The organism is Pseudomonas sp. F220 (assembly GCF_057813935.1).
In genome coordinates this window covers 38,189-55,793 of sequence record NZ_JBVASJ010000033.1, presented here as the reverse complement: position 1 = coordinate 55,793, position 17,605 = coordinate 38,189, and the positions used below count along the sequence as shown (strand labels likewise).

14 protein-coding genes and 1 pseudogene are annotated in these 17,605 nt (G+C 58.5%); 7 read left to right on the top strand and 8 right to left on the bottom strand.

Annotated features, from left to right (window positions below; all coding sequences use genetic code 11):
* The first annotated feature begins 16 nt into the window (after window positions 1-16).
* From ACZYSM_RS23090 to ACZYSM_RS23080, 3 genes and pseudogenes are all read left to right on the top strand, one after another.
* Window positions 17-889 (top strand): LysR family transcriptional regulator, encoded by an 873-nt coding sequence (locus ACZYSM_RS23090; RefSeq protein ID WP_489074941.1) that lies wholly within the window; start codon window positions 17-19, stop codon window positions 887-889.
* A 487-nt stretch (window positions 890-1,376) separates the two neighbouring features.
* Window positions 1,377-2,150 (top strand): annotated as a pseudogene (locus ACZYSM_RS23085) (PAS domain-containing protein); the annotation flags it as partial.
* Window positions 2,124-2,696, top strand: coding sequence for a methyl-accepting chemotaxis protein (locus tag ACZYSM_RS23080; RefSeq protein WP_489074971.1), 573 nt, complete (start codon window positions 2,124-2,126; stop codon window positions 2,694-2,696). The pseudogene ACZYSM_RS23085 and the gene ACZYSM_RS23080, both read left to right, overlap by 27 nt.
* 80 nt (window positions 2,697-2,776) lie before the next feature.
* On the opposite strand, the gene ACZYSM_RS23075 is transcribed toward ACZYSM_RS23080, so the two are convergent.
* The 6 genes from ACZYSM_RS23075 to ACZYSM_RS23050 form a co-directional block, all read right to left on the bottom strand.
* Window positions 2,777-3,286 (bottom strand): hypothetical protein, encoded by a 510-nt coding sequence (locus ACZYSM_RS23075; RefSeq protein ID WP_489074939.1) that lies wholly within the window; start codon window positions 3,284-3,286, stop codon window positions 2,777-2,779.
* Between the two features lie 228 nt (window positions 3,287-3,514).
* A complete protein-coding gene (locus ACZYSM_RS23070; RefSeq protein WP_489074937.1) occupies window positions 3,515-5,623 on the bottom strand; it encodes a TonB-dependent receptor in 2,109 nt (702 codons plus the stop codon).
* 14 nt (window positions 5,624-5,637) lie between these two features.
* Entirely contained in the window at window positions 5,638-6,846 is a 1,209-nt protein-coding gene (locus ACZYSM_RS23065) for an MFS transporter (protein WP_489074935.1), read from the bottom strand.
* Complete coding sequence (locus ACZYSM_RS23060) at window positions 6,836-8,761, bottom strand: IucA/IucC family protein (RefSeq protein WP_489074933.1); 1,926 nt, start codon at window positions 8,759-8,761, stop codon at window positions 6,836-6,838. The genes ACZYSM_RS23065 and ACZYSM_RS23060 overlap by 11 nt, the downstream gene beginning before the upstream one ends.
* Window positions 8,762-8,964: 203 nt before the next feature.
* On the bottom strand, window positions 8,965-9,705 hold the full coding sequence (locus tag ACZYSM_RS23055; RefSeq protein ID WP_489074931.1) for an NAD-dependent epimerase/dehydratase family protein: 741 nt from the start codon (window positions 9,703-9,705) through the stop codon (window positions 8,965-8,967).
* Window positions 9,706-9,753: 48 nt separating this feature from the next.
* Entirely contained in the window at window positions 9,754-10,386 is a 633-nt protein-coding gene (locus ACZYSM_RS23050) for a glutathione S-transferase family protein (RefSeq protein WP_489074929.1), read from the bottom strand.
* A gap of 209 nt (window positions 10,387-10,595) precedes the next feature.
* Between ACZYSM_RS23050 and ACZYSM_RS23045 the strand changes: the two genes are divergently transcribed.
* The gene (locus ACZYSM_RS23045) at window positions 10,596-11,222 is read left to right on the top strand and encodes a DUF998 domain-containing protein (RefSeq protein ID WP_489074927.1); all 627 of its coding nucleotides are present in this window, start codon (window positions 10,596-10,598) and stop codon (window positions 11,220-11,222) included.
* A gap of 122 nt (window positions 11,223-11,344) precedes the next feature.
* On the opposite strand, the gene gntR is transcribed toward ACZYSM_RS23045, so the two are convergent.
* On the bottom strand, window positions 11,345-12,376 hold the full coding sequence (gene gntR / locus ACZYSM_RS23040) for an HTH-type transcriptional regulator GntR (RefSeq protein ID WP_489074925.1): 1,032 nt from the start codon (window positions 12,374-12,376) through the stop codon (window positions 11,345-11,347).
* A gap of 213 nt (window positions 12,377-12,589) precedes the next feature.
* Between gntR and ACZYSM_RS23035 the strand changes: the two genes are divergently transcribed.
* The 3 genes from ACZYSM_RS23035 (at window position 12,590) to ACZYSM_RS23025 (ending at window position 16,157) form a co-directional block, all read left to right on the top strand.
* Entirely contained in the window at window positions 12,590-13,123 is a 534-nt protein-coding gene (locus ACZYSM_RS23035; protein WP_489074923.1) for a gluconokinase, read from the top strand.
* Between the two features lie 85 nt (window positions 13,124-13,208).
* Window positions 13,209-14,561: a GntP family permease gene (locus ACZYSM_RS23030; protein ID WP_489074921.1), complete on the top strand. Its 1,353-nt coding sequence runs from the start codon at window positions 13,209-13,211 to the stop codon at window positions 14,559-14,561.
* A 333-nt stretch (window positions 14,562-14,894) separates the two neighbouring features.
* Window positions 14,895-16,157 carry an OprD family porin gene (locus tag ACZYSM_RS23025; RefSeq protein WP_489074919.1) on the top strand — a complete coding sequence of 421 codons (1,263 nt, stop codon included), beginning with the start codon at window positions 14,895-14,897 and terminating at the stop codon, window positions 16,155-16,157.
* A 95-nt stretch (window positions 16,158-16,252) separates the two neighbouring features.
* Here the strand turns inward: ACZYSM_RS23025 and alaC are convergent, their stop codons facing one another.
* On the bottom strand, window positions 16,253-17,473 hold the full coding sequence (alaC, locus tag ACZYSM_RS23020) for an alanine transaminase (RefSeq protein ID WP_489074917.1): 1,221 nt from the start codon (window positions 17,471-17,473) through the stop codon (window positions 16,253-16,255).
* Window positions 17,474-17,605: the final 132 nt, after the last annotated feature.

Here is a 17,605-nt window from a genome sequence, read left to right as displayed (position 1 = left end):
AAGGACAGCTACTGCCATGATGAACCTGATGCATTGGCGCATGTTGGTGGCGGTGGCGGATGCCGGCACTATCACTCGCGCCGCCGAGCGCGTCGGCATGACCCAGTCTGGCGCCAGTCAGGCACTGGCGTTACTCGAAGATATGCTCGGGGTGCAGCTGTTCACTCGGGAAAACCGCCAGACCCTGCCAACCGCGATTGGCCTGCAGGTGATTGAGCAGGCGCGGTTGATGCTCGGGGCGCTGGAGACCATTCGGACCACTGTCGATGCCGCGAAAGACATTCGGCGCGGCACGATTCGCCTGGCAAGTTTCCCCATGGTGCTGGCCACCTTCCTGCCGCCGTTGCTGCGCCAATTCAATCAGCTTTATCCCGGTATTCAGGTGGTGGCGCTGGAGGTCAGTGATGACGAGGTAGAAGCCCTGCTCAGTGCCGGGCTGATTGACGTGGGAGTGGTGTTGAACCCGTCTGCTGAACGTAACGCCGGTTTGTTGGGTCGCGATGACTGGGTTGGCGTATTGCCAATCGGTCATCCCTTGGCTCGGCGGCCGGGTACGGTCGGCGTATCGTTGGCAGAGTTGGCTGCGCAGCCCTTTGTACTGGCCACCGGCGGCTGTTCGGTCAATGCCCGCAGCCTGGCGGCGGATGCCGGTCTGGAGTTGCTCGACGTCCGGGTTGAGGTCCGCGAGTGGAGCAGTGCGTTCACGCTGGTTCGGGAAAATGTCGGTGTGACTCTGGTTCCCGAAATGACCCTGCCAACGGATCACAAGGGCCTGCGCATCCTCCCTCTGACGACACCGGTTCATCGAGAATTCGCGCTGGTCGTTCCGCAGGGCAGGGCAGTGTCCACGTCAGTGCAAGCGCTGTTGGAGATGGTGCGCCAGGCATAGCGGTTCATGAGTTCCATTGTGCGAGTTATTCTTATATCCGAAAAAAATGGATGGTGGCGCAATAGTGGCCTTGCATCCGTTCAGCAGCTGTCTATGCTCAGCCGTGACAACGGGTGTCGATCACAATATGACGTAGTCATCAGGCTGCCGCCCACGCCATGGTGCAGGTCGGTGAGTATGTCTGGTCTAAGTTAAAGCCGTGATCAAGCGTCAAGAGTGCGCTACCCAAGGCACTATTGTTAAAAGGAATGCTTCTTAAATGGAATTACTTGTCAATGTTAGGTTGGGCCCGAGACCGGGCCGTCAAGAAAAGGATGGCTTGATAAGAGCGTTGCGGTAGGGACACTCCGATTAAACATCATTTATCACCTGACACTTATCCTTCTTGTAGGGATGCGTTTGCCTGTTCTGTGGAAAGTTGTAGTGGGTCCAGTGAAAGACTTGAAACTTCCGTCAAACTAAAGACAGCGCTGAAGGTGATAGCACCATGTTTAATTTACATCGCAAGTCGGATCTGCTTGAAATTGAACGATTTACCAGCGCTCTGAGCGAGGCGAACGCCAAGCTGGCAGCGGTCAGTCGTTCGATGGCGATGATCGAGTTCACACCTGACGGTATCGTCCTCAATGCCAACGATAATTTTTGCAGCGCCATGGGGTATACCGTCGAGGAAGTCCGTGGCAAACATCACCGGATTTTCTGCGAAGAAGCGTTCTATCGCAGCGAAGCCTACGCCAAACTGTGGCGCGATCTGGGCCGTGGTGAACCGGTTAGTGGTACTTTTTTACGGCTGGACAAGAGCGGTAAAGAGATCTGGCTCGAGGCCAGTTATATGCCGGTCCTGGGCCCTGACCGGCAAGTACAAAGCGTGATCAAAGTGGCTTCGGATATTTCCGCGCGGGTCTACAAGGCGCACGAAAACCAGAGCCTGATCAATGCTCTTGGCCGCTCCATGGCGGTGATCGAGTTTGCCCCGGATGGCGAGGTCATCAGCGCTAACGAAAACTTCCTGAAAACCATGCACTACTCGCTCAGCGAAGTGGTCGGCCAGCATCACAGCCTGTTCTGCCATCGTGCCGAAAGCGAATCACAGAACTACAGAGCATTCTGGGCCTCGCTGAATCGCGGTGAATATCACTCCCATCGCTTCGAACGGGTCGACAAGCATGGCCACACGGTGTTTCTCGAAGCCTCGTACAACCCGATTTTCGATACCAAGGGCCGCTTGTACAAAGTGGTCAAGTTCGCCAGTGATATCACTGAGCAGGTGAGCACCTTGCAGACCGCAGCCGAATCCGCTCACTCCACCTCAGTGCAGAACGACGCCTGTGCCCGGAAGGGGTCGCAGGTGGTGCAGCAGACGGTTCAGATCATCGAAGAAATCTCCAAGGATCTCAACGAAGCAGCCCTCAGTATCGATGCGGTGAGTAAACAATCCGACATCATCGGCACCATCGTTCAGACCATTCGCGGGATTGCCGATCAGACCAACCTGCTGGCGCTGAATGCGGCCATCGAAGCGGCGCGGGCGGGAGAACATGGGCGAGGTTTTGCGGTGGTCGCCGATGAGGTGCGAAGCCTGGCTGCACGCACCAGTCAGGCGACCCTTGAGATCGTCGACGTGGTACGCAAGAACCATGACCTGTCACTGAGCGCTGTCTCGAGCATGCAATCGAGCTTGAGTCGCACCGGGCTTGGTGTGGAACTGGCCAATGAGGCTGGCGAAGTGATTATGGAGATCCAGCAAGGCTCGCGGCACGTGGTGGATGCGATCAGTCAGTTCAACTCGACACTGCAGATCAGTTAAACCGTTGAGCCATTAAAAAGGGTTCCCTTCCAGGCATCGCAGCCTGAAAGGGAACCCTTTGCAGTTCTGTTCGAGACGTCCTAAAGCGTCGCCAGAAACTTGTCGGCGACTTGTTTGCCGGTGGCGCTGTTCTCTTTCTCGGTCTGTGCCAACTTCATCTTGTCTTCGACGCGTTGGGCGATTTCTTTGCCGATCGCCAGTTGCTTTTCAGGCGACATGCTTTTCAAGCTGTCCTCGGTAATACCCAACTCTTTCAGAACACCGTCGCGCATCCGCTGTTCAGGGGTTTTGCTCATGTAGGCCTTGAAATCGGTACTCGCCGTACTGTCCGTGGCGGTGGTTGCATTCGGTGCGCTGGTGGCCGGCGCAGTGCTTTGCAGCAGCACGCGGGTTTTGGCGAACGCAGCGTCGACGTTGTCGCTCACCGTGTTGCTGGTTTGTTGCGTTGCTGCGGTAGCCTGATGGTTCGTGGCATTTTGCACGTTTTGCATCAAACCGCTGTAAATCGCGCTGGCGGCAGCCGTGCTCGGGTCCATATCGGACCGCTGGGTGGGCTGCACCGATGGGGATTTCTGGGCGTTGACGAACATGATTCGAGCACCTGAATGATTGCTATCGACAGGTTATGGGCAAATTGCATGCCGATACGGCCATGCCCCGATTTTCCGGGGGATGGCAGCATCATGCCTGCCAAGGGGGAACACAGGGCGGCCAAACCTTGCCGCTTTCGACCGCGTTTTTCCTGCATCAAGTCGAAATCCGGGTGACCTCGTCCAGACGCAAGGCGACGCCTTAAAATCGTCACCTTGCCCTGCTGCTTACCAATCCAGCGAATAACTCACACTCAATGTGCGACCTCCAGCATTGGCAAACGGCGCTCGGGCATTGGCCTGGGCAAACAGGTTTTGGTAGTTGCGATCGGTGAGGTTGTAGATCCCGCCTTCGAGACGGCCGACCGGCAGCTCCACCGAACCGAGCAGGTCTACCAGGGTATAGCCTTCGATGTCGCGGCCGTTGTTGTCCTTGAAGGCGGCGTCGTAGCTGTTCAGGCGCATACCCTGCAGACGCAGGCTGTAGTCGTCCTCGGTATAGCCGACGAACAGGGTGGTTTTGGCCGGTGAAATGCGGGTGGCCGGCAGGTCGATCCATTTGCCGTCCTGCTCGGTTTCGCCTTTGGCCCAGGCATAGGTGCCGCCCACCGACCAGTGATCGGTCGGGCGATACGTCAGGCTGTTTTCAATGCCGCGTACTCGCTCTTTTTGGTTGATCAGGCGCAGTACACGGTCATTGGCGTCGTAGAACTGAGTCACGTCCGAGGTGTTTTCATACACGGTGACGTCGGCCTGCCATTTGTCCCAGTTGCCGCGCCAGCCCAGCTCGTAGCTGTCGACTTTGATCGCTTGGGCATTGAGGGTCTGAATATCGAAGCGACTGTTGACGTCCCGCAGGAAGCGTTGGATGTCGGGCAGCGAGAAACCTTGGCTGTAATTGGCGAAGATGTCCTGGTTTTCGCTCAGGTGATAGACCGCCCCCAGGTTGTAGAGGGTGGCGTCGTACTTGAGGGTGTCGCCAGGCAAGACCGCGCGGTTCCCGGTCTGGACGATTTCACCATAGGCGATGCTGTCGGCCACTTCGCTTTCGATCCATTCGCGCCGTATGCCACCGCGCAGGGTCCAGTCGCCGATGTCCCAGGACATCTGCCCGAACAGCGCCTTGGTGGCCGTTTCGATGTCCGGGCCCATTTCATAGGTGGTGCCGGTCTTGGTGTAGTTCAGGCCGTTGACCGTGTACTGGTCGCCTCGCTGACGGGAGCGCTCGTGGTCGTAGTCGGCGCCCCAGACCAGATTGCCGGTGGCAGCGCCAATGGACGGCAGCGGGGTGTCGATGGCTGCGCGCAGGCCATAAACGTCTTGCACGCTATTGTTGTCCGAGACGCCGGCTTTACCGCGTGACAGGTCGGGAAAGAACAGTGCATCGGCACGACGCCAGTAGCTTTCGACTTGCAGGCCCTGGCCGTAGAAATCCTTGTCGGCGTAGTTGAGGTTGACCGCCTGGTTATGGGTGTAGGGCTGATCGTCAAGCTTCAAGCCCTTGACTGCGACGGCTTCGTTGAGGTTTTTTGGATCCTTGGTGTAACCGGTGTCCTGCTGGTCTTTGTAGTCTTGCAGCGACAGGCTGATTTTTTTGTCGGCATCCAGCTCATAACCGAACCGACCTTGCAGGTCATAGGTTTCGGTGTCCATGTTGCTGCCTTGGGACGTGTCCTGAGGAATGCGGTTGCCGTTGCCGTCGAACTGGTCGTTGCGTTGGGTCATGTCGGCCGAGACATACCAGTCCAGCGCGTCCTGGCGACCTGTCGCACTCTGGAACGCCTCGTAGGCGAAGCCTTTGCGGTTGAGGTTGTTGCCGCTGCTCATTCCCAGTTTGCTGCTGTAGGCGATGTCCTGGCCCTGGTTGCGCTTGGTGATGATGTTGATGATGCCGCCCGATGCGCCGGCACCGTAGATGCTGCTCGCGCCGGATACTACTTCGATGCGCTCGATGCTGGCGGGCGAGATGCTGTTGAGTTGGCGGAAGTTGTCACGGGTGGCGTTTTGCGACACACCGTCGATCAACACCAGCATGTTGCGCCCGCGCAGGGTCTGACCGAAGTTGCTCATGCCGCCGCTGGACGGCGCGATGCCTGGCACCAGTTGCCCAAGGATGTCGGACACTCGGCGACCGGCGCCGCTTTGTTCACGGATCTGTTGTTCGTCGATGACTTGTACCGAGCCTGGAATCGAGGCGATGCTTGCTTCGCTGCGGGTGGCCGAGACGACGGTGGCTTGCAGGTTCAGAGAGGCCGGTTGCTTGGTTTCTTCGGCCCAGGTCGGGGCACTGAAGGAGCCAATCAGCGGGATCAACAGGGATAACTTGGTTCGGGTCATGGTGCGGTCTTTTTTTAGTTTTGATGAGTGTTGGTAGAGAAAGCAGTGGGCTGCATAGCGGTTGAGGCTCGTACCCAGCGGATGCCCAAAGCGGCCAAGGCGTAGGTCATGGCTACCAGCCAGAAGCTATGGTCCAGCCCGACCAGCCCCATACCGATGCCGCCCAGGACGGCACCCAGCAGTGCGCCGGCTTTCGCCGCGCTGTTGCCCAGGCCCAGGGCAAAACCCTGTTGGGTGGGGCAAACGGTATTGGCGATCAGGGCATAGGCCACTGGCAGCAAGGCACCTTGCCAAACGCCCCACAACAGTCGGGTGGCGAGAAAACCGATCCATTCGTTGGCCAGCGCGGTTGCGGCGAGGGTCAGCGCACACAACCACGCCACGCCCTCGATGACGCGCAGGGTGTAGGCCGGTTGCCAGCGATCGAACAGCCGTCCCCACAGCGGCGCGGAAATGGCCAGGGTCGCGGCACTCGCGGCATAGGTCGCGCCAATCAGCCAGCCGGGCGCTTGCAGTACATCGGCGACATACAGCGCATAGAAGGGTTGAGGCATCATTTTTGCGGCCTGGATCAGCACGATTACCAGCAGAATTCCGCCCATCCAGCCCTTTGGTAAGGTCGCGCTGGCGGGTGTTTTTTTCTGCGCTGACCGCGCTGTATCAGCGGGCAGGAAGAAGCTGCCCAGTGCACACAGCAGGCAAATCAGCGTGGCGCCGTAGCAGAGCAGGGCAAACCCGGAAACATCCATCAACCAACCGCCCAGTACTGGCCCCACCAGCGAGCCGACGGCCGTTGCCGATTGCAGGCGCGCCAGCGTTCGCCCGCGCTCCGAGCTGTCACAGCAGGCCAGGGCGTATGCCTGAGCGGCGGCCAGAAAGCCGGCCAGTGCGCCTTGCATCACCCGGATCCCTACCAGCAACCACGGATCGAGCGTAATGGCCGCAAGCCCTTGGCACAGTGCCAACGCCAGCAATGCCCGAACTATCATCGGTTTGTGCCCGGTGCGGTCGCCGAGGCGACCCCACAACGGCGTCAAGAGCATGGCCGCAAGCATCGGACCGGCATAGACCATGGCGGACAGCAGGGCGGTGTAGTGGGCCTGTTCGGGACTGAGCAGATGTTGAATCTGCAAGGGCCAGAACGGACCGCTCATTTCCATGGCACCCATGGAAATGAACTGGATCAGCACCAACAGCCGTAAAGCGCTGCCTTTAGCTGCCATGGGCGTTAACACGCAGTGGGTTGCTGAGGCGGCCGACGATATCGGCATGGCTGTCGAGCAAGCGCATGCGCATAAACGACTTGGCCGGCCAGTCCTGCACGAGCAAGGCGTGACGCTCGGTTTCCCAGCGCTGCGGTTCGACGCGTTCACGCAATGCGTCAAAGCAATCACTGACCTGCGCTGCCAGTTCATCCCACAGGAGATTTTCCGGCACGTTCCAATGACGAGCGCAGAGCAGGGCCAGTTCGCCCAAGTGGCACATGAACGTGGTGTGCAGGAGTTTGTCGCGGACAAAACCGGACTCGTCGTAGAGCGTCATCTTCGGATCGTGCAGCTCAATATCGAGGCCATGGGCATGCAGGGTTTTGCGATCAATGCGAATGTCGCCGAAGTCGCGCGCCAGCAGGCGGTTCAATTGCCCATCGGCGCCCATCACCATAAAGCTGTTTTGCTGGTGAGCTTCGAAGGCCACGCCATACATCAGGTAGATGCCGAGCAGGCTCGGTACGGCAATCGACAGATAGTCACGGAAGAATGCCTGCATGGCTTCGCTGTCATCGCGTCCCTGGGCCAGTCTCACCCACTGACGAAGCAAGGGCTGCTGATGCTCATCCATCGCGAACAGGCTGCCGACCGGTACGGCCATTTCACCGGTATTCAACAGGCTCAGCGGGTTGTCCCGGTAAAGCACGGCGGCATGCCGTGAACGTTCGTCGTCCACCGGTTGTGGCGCGTAATGCACGCCGATGCGTTCCGGCACGATGTTCAGCAAGCGCTGGATCTGCGGCTCTTGATCAAGAATTTTCAGCAACAGATGACTGATGCGCGGCCCCATCCGCGCCGAGCGCGGCGAGACGGTGCGCTGCACGCTGGTCAGACGCAATGCCACCGGGAGTTTGACCATCGGCGCGGTGCGGCTGGCATCCGGCACAACGGTGCGAAACGACATGGTGGGATGAGCGGTGAACGCGACGATATCGGTCAGGATCAGCAGGTTGTCGGCGATTTCATTGGCGAATGAACGGGGTAATTCTTCATGGGCCTGCCAAGGGTGCGCGGGGAGCGGAAGGTAATCCGCACTATCCAACCCTCTGCTCTGCAATTGCGCCTGCAGTTGTTCGGCGGCTTGTGGGAAATTGCCTTGCCACCACTCCCAATAATCCGGCGTACCTGTCAGCGATTCGACGTGGGTGTATTGACGGTGCAGGGCGCACAACACAATTGGAAATTTCGCCTCGAACTCTGGCGAAAAGGCGATGACCTCAGAGGCACTGAGGCCCAGCTTGGTCTTGTAATTCGGGTGCCAGGGATGACCCAGCGTGCCCCACTGTTCCAGCAGCGAGGTCGGGTTCTCCAGCACGCTGCCGTTTTTGAGCCAGGCCAGTAGATTGTCTTCGCAGGCCGAGTCGATCCGGTCTTTCAGCTGGAGGGTCCAGCCATGATGGAAGGCCAGGCACAGCGTGTCATTGCTAAAGCTGTCATCGAGCTCCAGGGCCAGACGTTCCAGTACCTCGCTCGACGCAGCCGGGTTGAGCCGGGTGCTGAGATGGGCCAGCAATTCAGAAGGCAGCTGGATTTTATGAGGCAGGCTTGCGGGACTGTGCAGCGTAATGCTGCCACGCACGTCCCAGCTGTTCATTCGTCCGCCCGACAAATGTTCAAAACAAAGATGGGCGCCATTCTCGAGCGGTAACCAACAGTGGGTGTGCTCGTCGTATTCACAGTCGTCGGGATTGATCAGACCTTCGCGGAACAGCGCCTGGATCAGGCGTTGGAAGCTGCGTTGCGACGCGGGCTCTAAAGCGTTGCTCAAATGGTCGAGCGTGATTCGATGGGATCTGAAGGCAGGGGTATCGAGCGCCTCACTCCAGCGCGAGAGCAATTGCTGCTGTTTTTCGATATGCGCGAGCGTCAAGTCCGACTCCTTGTGACTTTCAATGACAAAGTGCGCAGAGAGTACCTTTTGAAAATGCTATAGCCAATGATAATCTTTAGCATTAACGTTTCATAGAGGGCCCTGAGACGGGCCTTTTGAGCCTCAGATGCCTGTAATGCTTAGGCGGCGGAGGAGAAGAGATGGTTTTTATGGGGACCTAAAACTTTTTCAGTCCATGGGTATTACGAGTACTCAATCGGCAAATCAAACATCTGGAACGCGTCGTCCACCGGCTGATAGCCCAATACCCGGGTGGTTTCGCTCAGGTCCAGACGCTTGAAGCGGTTGTTGGAAATACCGTGGGCGATCAGGTGCTTCACCCCTTCGACGTCTACCGAGCGTTGCAACAATTGCACGGCGTCTCTTGGGCTGAGCCAGGCGCTCAGGTCACGGGCGTTGGTCAGTTCGTGGCGATCCGGGAACTCGAAAGCACCGATGCGCAGGGCGATGGTCGAAAGGTCGTGTTTGGCGGCATAAAAGGCGCACAAGGCTTCGCCATAACATTTGCTCACGCCATACAGGTTGGCCGGCATGACGTGCATGCCCGGCGTGATCTGTCGGTCCACCAGGTAGCCTTCGATGGTCTGCGCGCTGCTGGCGAAGATCAACCGTTTGCAGCCCGCCGCCACGGCGGCCTCGAACAGGTAGGTGGTGGCCAGAATATTGTTGGGCAACAGTTCATCGAACGAGGCTGTTGCGTGGGGGATACCGGCCAGGTGAACGATCACATCGACGCCTTCGAGGACCGAGCTCAAGGCCTGTTTGTCGGTCAGATCCAGTCGCAGGAAGCGATGGGCGCCGATGGCGAAGTCTGGGTCAACGAGATCGGTGAGGATGAAGGTGTAGCGGTCCTGCGACGCTTCGAAAAATGTCTTGCCGATCCTGCCACAGGCGCCTGTCAGCAGTACGTTGAGTCCTTTCATGGATTGCCTCTTTGAATGAGTTACGGGTGTGGTTGAACGGCTTTGTGCTCAAGGCAGACCATTGCGGCCGTGCTCCCTGAAACCTGAGCGAGTACTGAGTTTTTCGTAGTAGGCGATAACCGCCGGATAGTTCGCACGCTCCATCGGCGTCATCAACCAGCGGTTGACCGACAAGCCGATGACGATATCTGCCAGCGTAAAGTCAGGACCGGCCACATAGGCACCGGTCACGGTCAGTTGCTGCTCGAGAATGCCCATTTTCTCGTTCCACCCGCGAATACCAGCGGCGATACGCTGTGGATCCTGGAAGTCCGGATTTTTTCGCACCAGTGCAACGAACGCGTAACTCCACGACGGATTAAGCTCAGTCGCTTGCCAATCCATCCATTGTTCGACGCGCGCCCGCGCTGCGGGTTCGGTCGGCAGCAGGTCGGCATTTTGCTGTTTGCCGACGAGGTATCGGCAGATGGTGTTGGATTCCCAAAGCACGCCTGCCTCGTCGACGATCACCGGCACTTGGGCATTGGGATTGAGCTGGAGAAACTCTGGCGTATGGGTTGAGGCGAAGCCGCTGCCCCAGTCTTCGCGCTCATAGGTCAGGCCCAGCTCATGGCAGGTCCACAAGACTTTTCGGACGTTGATCGAAGAGGATTTACCTAAAATTCTGAGCGAGTTTCCCATCGAGCTTCCCTGGCTATGGTGATTTGGCCCAGAGAATCTAGCAGTGTTTGGGGGATTGGGTGCCAGACATTTCACCATGGGTGCGATTCAAAGATCGTACTAGCGGTAGAGGATGACATTCGTTGCTTGAGCGTCTAAATTCCAGAGCCCATGCCACCCGTCTATCTCGGGCATGGCCTCAATGGAGTGCGGCGCAATTGAACAAGGGAATGTTGACGTATGCGTATCTGGCGGGATTGATCACGCCGATATGGTTGGCCATTGGCGTCGCCATCGCCGGCAGTCTGTATCCAGGCTATAGCCATCTCAATCAGGCGATGAGTGAGCTGGGAGCGCTGGGCGCACCCACCTATGAACTGTCGCCGCTGATCAACAACTTCCCGCTGGGTGTGTTGTTTATCGTTTTCGGTGTCGCCGTGTTCGAAACGTTCAAAGGCTCGAAGCTTGCCCGGTTGAGCGGCGTATTGATTGCGCTGCATGGCGTCGCCAGCCTGTGTACCGGTTATTTTTCCTGCGATCTGCGCTGCGATCTGACGCATCCGTCGGACAGTCAGAACCTGCATAACCTATCGGGCATGGTGATGTTCCTCACGCTGCTGATCGCCGGTGCGCTCTGGATCTATCTGGCGCCGCGCCTGATGAACCTCAGGTGGTTTGCCTGGTTCTCGCTGGCCTGCACCTTAATCGCGCTGCTGGTGTTGCCGCTGATGGGCAAGGCGGTTGCAGCAGGGGAAGGGTTTGGTCTGTATCAACGAATCAATTACGGCGCTTCTGTCATCTGGGTGGCAGTGCTCGCCTGGATATTGCTGTCCAGACGAGCGCCTCAGCCGCGCTAGCTCGCCCGTTATGGGGACGTCTCTGGCAAGCCTTGAACATCCCCGGCTTCTTTGCGTCCCCGGCTCATGAGCTACAAGCGGTGTGTTGCTCAGCGCCATGAACCTGCGTCCTTGATGCGCGCTTAAGTACTCTCGCGCACCATCAACTCAAACCCCATGTCCTGCACCGGTTTGGCCACGGTGTTGCCAGCCATCAAGGTCAACATCTGCTCGGCGGCGCGGCGGCCGATGGCCTCTCGCGGGGTGCTGATGCTGCTCAGGCGCGGCACCATGTGAGCCGAGGCGGGCAGATCGTTGAAGCCGAGGATAGCGACTTGCTGCGGGACCTTGATTCCGAAGCGCATGGCTTCGAGCAGGGCGCCTTGAGCCAGGTCGTCGTTGCCGAAGAAGATTGCGTCGACCTGTGGATGGCTGGTCATCAGTTGCAGAAACAATTCGCCGCCCAGACCGACCGACGATGGACGCGGGGTCAACAGTTCAAGGTCCGGATCATACAAACCGGCTTTTTGCAGCGCGCGGCGGAAACCTTCGCCACGCAGCAGGGTGCGTTGGTCGAGTTGCGCGCCGATATAGGCCAGCCGTCGCCGACCGCGTGAGATCAAATGTTCGGCCGCTGTCTCGCCGGCGCTCAGTTGCGAGAAGCCGACGCAGTTCAGCCCGGCACCGGGGTCCAGGTCCATCATGTAGACGCAGGGAACGTTGCTCGCCTCGATCATCCGCCGAGCGCTTTCGGTACGGTCAAAACCGGTCAGCAACAGACCACGCGGCTGGTAGGCCATGTAATTGCGCAGCAGGTTTTCTTCTTCGTCGCGCGAGTAGTGATAGTTGCCGATCAACACTTCAAAGCCTTTGGGCCGCAAGACGGTGTGAATGGCTTCCAGGGTTTCAATGAACAACAGGTTGGACAGCGACGGCACCAAAACCACCACCGAATGGCTCTGGGCCGAGGCCAGGGCACGGGCGGCGGGGTTGACCACGTAGTTCAGTTCGAGCGCAGCCTGCTGGACCTTTTCCACCAGTTCAGTGGCCACGCTGCTGATGCCGCGCAAGGCCCGCGAAGCGGTGATCGGACTAACACCGGCCAGACGCGCGACTTCGTTGAGGGTAGGGCGTCCCGTGGTTCGGGTATTTTTATCGTTTTTTGAGGAGGTCATCGGACGGCTTGCCAAACAAAATTCAAGGCACTAAGGTAGCGCTGTCTTGATGCGGCTGCAAATGCTTGAGTGTGGCTTGCCTGATCCCACTCTTCAGCGTCGAAACAGCACACGTTACAACCCATAAAAATGACAAGAAGGCGTCGGCAAAATCTATTTTTGCACTAGAGTTTTACTTGCAAAGGTAGCGCTGTCTGCGCGCTGAGGTGTTACATGAGTCAATCCATCACCGCCCTGGTCATCATGGGCGTCGCCGGCTGCGGCAAAACGTGCGTCAGCGAGGCTTTGTGCCTGCTCAGCGGCGCCACCGCCATTGAAGGCGACACTTTCCACCCTGTCGCCAATATCGAAAAGATGAGTGCGGGCATCCCCTTGAACGACGACGACCGTGCCGGCTGGCTCGACAGCCTGTGCGATGAACTGCGCCGCGTCGATGCCAGTGGCCAGCGCCCGGTGCTGACCTGCTCGGCCCTCAAACATAGCTACCGTGAACGCCTTCGCCGTGCATTGCCGGGGTTGGGTTTCGTATTCCTTGAACTGACTCCGGAGGTCGCCGCTGAGCGAGTCGCCCATCGTCCGGGTCATTTCATGCCTTCGACGTTGATCGACAGCCAGTTTGCCACCCTCGAATCGCCCGTCGGCGAACCGCTGACCCTGGCCCTCGACGCGTCCACTCAACGTGTTGAACGTCTTGCTGAGCTGGCTCATGCCTGGTGGCTCGAACATGGCCTGGAACCGACGGCTTGAGTTTTGTTCGAAGAGATAGCGCTGTCCCATTAGCAGACGGTTTAAACCCGCTTTAATAAAAACAACAAACAGGAGACACCCCCCTATGTTTGGCATGTCCCAAGAGACCTATCTGCTAGTCGATGCAGTGGTCACCATTATCGGTCTGATCGTGTTGATCACCCGGTTTAAGCTGCATCCGTTCATTGCACTGATCATCGCGGCCGCTTTCCTCGGGCTGACCTCGGGCATGCCAGTGGACAAAATTATCAAGGCCTTCCAGGACGGCTTCGGTGGTGTTCTCGGTTTCGTGGGTATCATCCTGGCGCTGGGCACCATGCTTGGCAAAATGATGGCCGAGTCAGGCGGAGCGGATCAGATCGCCCGTACCCTGATCCAGGCGTTCGGCAAAGAGCGCGTGCAATGGGCAATGATGTGCGCGGCCTTTCTGGTGGGTATTCCGTTGTTCTTTGAAATCGGCTTCGTGCTGCTGATTCCGCTGGTGTTCATCGTCGCCCGGAGTACCGGCGTGTCGATGATCAAGATCGGTATCCCGCTGCTTGCCGGTCTGTCCGCGGTTCACGGTCTGGTTCCGCCACACCCGGGTCCGTTGCTGGCCATCGGTGTATTCGGTGCTGACATCGGCAAAACCATTCTCTACGGTCTGATCGTCGCGTTGCCGACCGCCATCATTGCCGGTCCCTTGTACGGTTCGTTCATCTCCAAATACATCCCGGGTCATCCGAATCAGGAGTTGGTGGATCAACTGGCCCATGAGCCGGAAGCCTCCACGCTGCCAAGTTTCAGCATCACCCTGATCACCGTGCTGTTGCCGGTGTTCCTGATGTTGCTCAAGACTTTTGCCGATGTGGCGCTGCCCGAAGGTAACGGTGTTCGTAACTGGATGGACATGATCGGCCACCCGATCGCTGCCTTGCTGCTGGCCTTGCTGTTGTCGCTGTACACCTTCGGCTACAAGAGTGGTTTCGATTCGAAGAAAATACTCAAACTGCTCGACGCCAGCCTCGCGCCGACGGCTGCGATCATTCTGATCATTGGCGCCGGTGGTGGCTTCAAGCAGATGCTGGTAACCAGCGGTGTAGGTGATGTGATCGGCCATATGGCGGTGAATGCGCAGATCTCACCGATTCTGCTGGCATGGCTGGTGGCCGCGGTGATCCGCGTCGCCACGGGCTCGGCGACAGTCGCAACAATTACTGGTGCGGGCATCGTGGTGCCGGTGGTGGGGATGATTCCGGGCGTTAACCGGGAATTGCTGGTGCTGGCAACGGGCGCAGGTTCGTTGGTTCTGTCTCACGTCAACGATGCGGGTTTCTGGCTGGTCAAGCAGTACTTCAACATGACTGTCGCTGAAACCTTCAAGACCTGGACGGCGATGGAGACCATCCTGTCCGTCGTGGCGCTGGGTTTCATCCTGCTGTTGTCGTTGGTGGTCTGACCGAACACCCGTAGATACCGTCTTAACCCTCACCGGGCAAGCGCAAGTTTCGGGTCAGATGGTTGGCCCGACGTCGGACACGGCGAGATGATTACGCTCCATCTGCAGCATTTCCTGAAGGTCATCCAGGCGACGAACCATCGCCTTCACCTGCCGGCATTTCATCCACCGCACCGACATAAACCAATAACAACAGGTTCGACCCCATGACCCAGCGCCCTGCCAACTCCGGCTGATCCAGCCCGCTCGTTCCTTCAATTCGACACTTTTGTCCGCAACACGACGTTGCGGCAGCGCCCCGCTTCATCCCTAACAATTAGAGAATCCGATTACATGAAGCCATTCACCTTTTCCCCAGCCACTCCACTCTCCCTGCTGGCCATTGCCCTGGCGAGCGCGACACTGCCGGCCATGGCCGAGGAATCCGGCTTTCTCGAAGACGCCAAGGTCAACCTGAACCTGCGTAATTTCTACATCAATCGTAACTTCACCAACCCGACCCATGCTCAGGACAAGGCCGCAGAGTGGACCCAGAGTTTCATCCTCGATGCCAAGTCCGGGTTCACTCAGGGCACCGTCGGTTTCGGCATGGACGTCCTCGGCCTGTACTCGCTGAAGCTCGACGGCGGACGCGGCACTGGCGGTACGCAGTTGCTGCCGCTCGATCACGACGGCCGTCCGGCCGATGACTTCGGTCGCCTGGGCGTGGCCTTCAAGGCGAAGCTTTCCCAGACCGAATTGAAAGTCGGCGAATGGATGCCGGTCTTGCCGATCCTGCGTTCAGACGATGGTCGTTCGCTGCCACAGACGTTCCGTGGCGGCCAGATCACCTCGAAGGAAGTCGACGGCCTGACGCTCTACGGCGGCCAGTTCCGCGCCAACAGCCCGCGTGACGACAGCAGCATGAGCGACATGTCGATGACCGGCAAAGCGGCGTTCACCTCCGACCGCTTCAATTTCGAAGGCGGCGAATACACCTTCAATGAAAAACGCACCCAGATCGGTCTGTGGAACGCGGAGCTCAAGGACATCTACAGCCAGCAATTCCTCAACCTGATCCACACTCAGCCCTTGGGTGACTGGACTCTGGGGGCCAACCTGGGCTTTTTCTATGGCAAGGAGGACGGCAGCGCCCGGGCCGGCGATCTGGACAACAAGACCTGGTCCGGGCTGTTCTCGGCCAAGTACGGCGGCAACACCTTCTATGTCGGCCTGCAGAAAGTCACCGGCGACGACGCCTGGATGCGGGTCAACGGCACCAGCGGCGGCACCCTGGCGAACGACAGCTACAACTCAAGCTATGACAACGCCAAGGAAAAGTCCTGGCAACTGCGCCATGACTACAACTTCGCAGCCGTCGGCGTGCCCGGCCTGACGTTGATGAACCGCTACATCAGCGGCGACAACGTCCATACCGCAACCACCACCGACGGCAAGGAGTGGGGTCGCGAGAGCGAAGTGGGCTACACCGTGCAGAGCGGCACCCTGAAAAACCTCAACTTCAGATGGCGCAACTCGACCATACGTCGCGACTACAGCAACAACGAGTACGACGAGAACCGAGTGATCGTCAGCTATCCGATCAGTTTGCTGTAAGACCCAAAAACGCCATCGCAGGCTGCGATCTTTTGATCTTCGCGATTTCAGGATCGCTAAAAGATCGCAGCCTGCGGCGGCTCCTACAGGGGGGCTTAACTGTTGCTGGTCTTCTGCACCAGCCCATCCGCCCTGAACATCCCGCGAATCCCGCGCACCGCCTGGCGAATCCGGTCCTGATTCTCGATCAGTGCAAAACGCACGTGGTCATCACCGTATTCACCGAAACCCACCCCCGGCGATACACAAACCTTGGCTTCAGCCAACAGTTTCTTGGCGAATTCCAGCGAGCCTAGGTGTGCGTAGGCTTCCGGAATCTTGGCCCAGACGTACATCGCGGCTTTCGGGTTTTCGACCATCCAGCCCAATTCATGCAGGCCTTTGACCAGCACGTTACGACGTTGGCAGTATTGTTCGGCGATGTCTTTCACGCACTGCTGATCACCTTCCAGCGCCGCGATGGCCGCGACCTGCAGCGGGGTGAAGGTGCCGTAGTCGTGGTAACTCTTGATCCGCGCCAGGGCGTTGACCAGCTCGGCGTTACCGACCATGAAACCAATGCGCCAGCCGGCCATGTTGTAGCTCTTGGACAGGGTGAAAAACTCCACCGCAATGTCCTTGGCGCCCGGCACTTGCATGATCGAGGGAGCTTTCCAGCCGTCGAAGACGATATCGGCGTAGGCCAGGTCGTGGACCACCAGCACGTCGTATTGCTTGGCCAGGGCGATAACCCGTTCGAAGAAATCCAGCTCCACGCACTGTGCGGTAGGGTTGGACGGGAAGCCGAGAATCATCATCTTCGGCTTGGGGATCGAGCCGCGAATCGCCTGTTCCAGTTCGGCGAAGAAGTCCACGCCAGGTATCAACGGCACCGAACGCACCTGGGCGCCGGCAATCACGGCACCGTAGATATGGATCGGATAGCTCGGGTTCGGCACCAGTACCGTGTCGCCCTGGTCGAGGGTGGCGAGCATCAAATGCGCCAGGCCTTCCTTGGAACCGATGGTGACAATGGCTTCGCTTTCCGGGTCGATGTCGACCTCATAGCGATCCTTGTACCAATTGGAAATCGCCCGACGCAGACGCGGAATGCCCTTGGACGTGGAGTAACCGTGAGTGTCTTCACGCTGGGCAACGGTGACGAGTTTTTCGACGATATGCGGCGGCGTGGGGCCGTCGGGGTTGCCCATGCTGAAGTCGATGATGTCTTCGCCACGACGACGGGCGGCCATCTTCAGCTCGGCAGTGATGTTGAATACGTAAGGGGGGAGTCGATCAATGCGCGCAAAGCGGCGCGGCGAACCGTTGTCTGCCATGGGTGCCTCTGGTACGTAAGCGCCCGGAACCGTCCGAGCGACGTTGGCCACTGCGGTGGCCTGTGGCGGAAGATAAGGGCAGTGATGGCAGGTTGTCCAGAGCGCGTAATCAAATATTTCGATGGCCGTTTG

What these genes read in the sequence shown, in the direction of transcription:
- ACZYSM_RS23090 (WP_489074941.1), top strand. Translation starts at nt 17, where the DNA reads ATGATGAACCTGATGCATTGGCGCATGTTGGTGGCGGTGGCGGATGCC.
- ACZYSM_RS23075 (WP_489074939.1), bottom strand. Translation starts at nt 3,286, where the DNA reads ATGTTCGTCAACGCCCAGAAATCCCCATCGGTGCAGCCCACCCAGCGG.
- ACZYSM_RS23070 (WP_489074937.1), bottom strand. Translation starts at nt 5,623, where the DNA reads ATGACCCGAACCAAGTTATCCCTGTTGATCCCGCTGATTGGCTCCTTC.
- ACZYSM_RS23065 (WP_489074935.1), bottom strand. Translation starts at nt 6,846, where the DNA reads ATGGCAGCTAAAGGCAGCGCTTTACGGCTGTTGGTGCTGATCCAGTTC.
- ACZYSM_RS23055 (WP_489074931.1), bottom strand. Translation starts at nt 9,705, where the DNA reads ATGAAAGGACTCAACGTACTGCTGACAGGCGCCTGTGGCAGGATCGGC.
- ACZYSM_RS23050 (WP_489074929.1), bottom strand. Translation starts at nt 10,386, where the DNA reads ATGGGAAACTCGCTCAGAATTTTAGGTAAATCCTCTTCGATCAACGTC.
- ACZYSM_RS23045 (WP_489074927.1), top strand. Translation starts at nt 10,596, where the DNA reads ATGTTGACGTATGCGTATCTGGCGGGATTGATCACGCCGATATGGTTG.
- gntR (WP_489074925.1), bottom strand. Translation starts at nt 12,376, where the DNA reads ATGACCTCCTCAAAAAACGATAAAAATACCCGAACCACGGGACGCCCT.
- ACZYSM_RS23035 (WP_489074923.1), top strand. Translation starts at nt 12,590, where the DNA reads ATGAGTCAATCCATCACCGCCCTGGTCATCATGGGCGTCGCCGGCTGC.
- ACZYSM_RS23030 (WP_489074921.1), top strand. Translation starts at nt 13,209, where the DNA reads ATGTTTGGCATGTCCCAAGAGACCTATCTGCTAGTCGATGCAGTGGTC.
- ACZYSM_RS23025 (WP_489074919.1), top strand. Translation starts at nt 14,895, where the DNA reads ATGAAGCCATTCACCTTTTCCCCAGCCACTCCACTCTCCCTGCTGGCC.
- alaC (WP_489074917.1), bottom strand. Translation starts at nt 17,473, where the DNA reads ATGGCAGACAACGGTTCGCCGCGCCGCTTTGCGCGCATTGATCGACTC.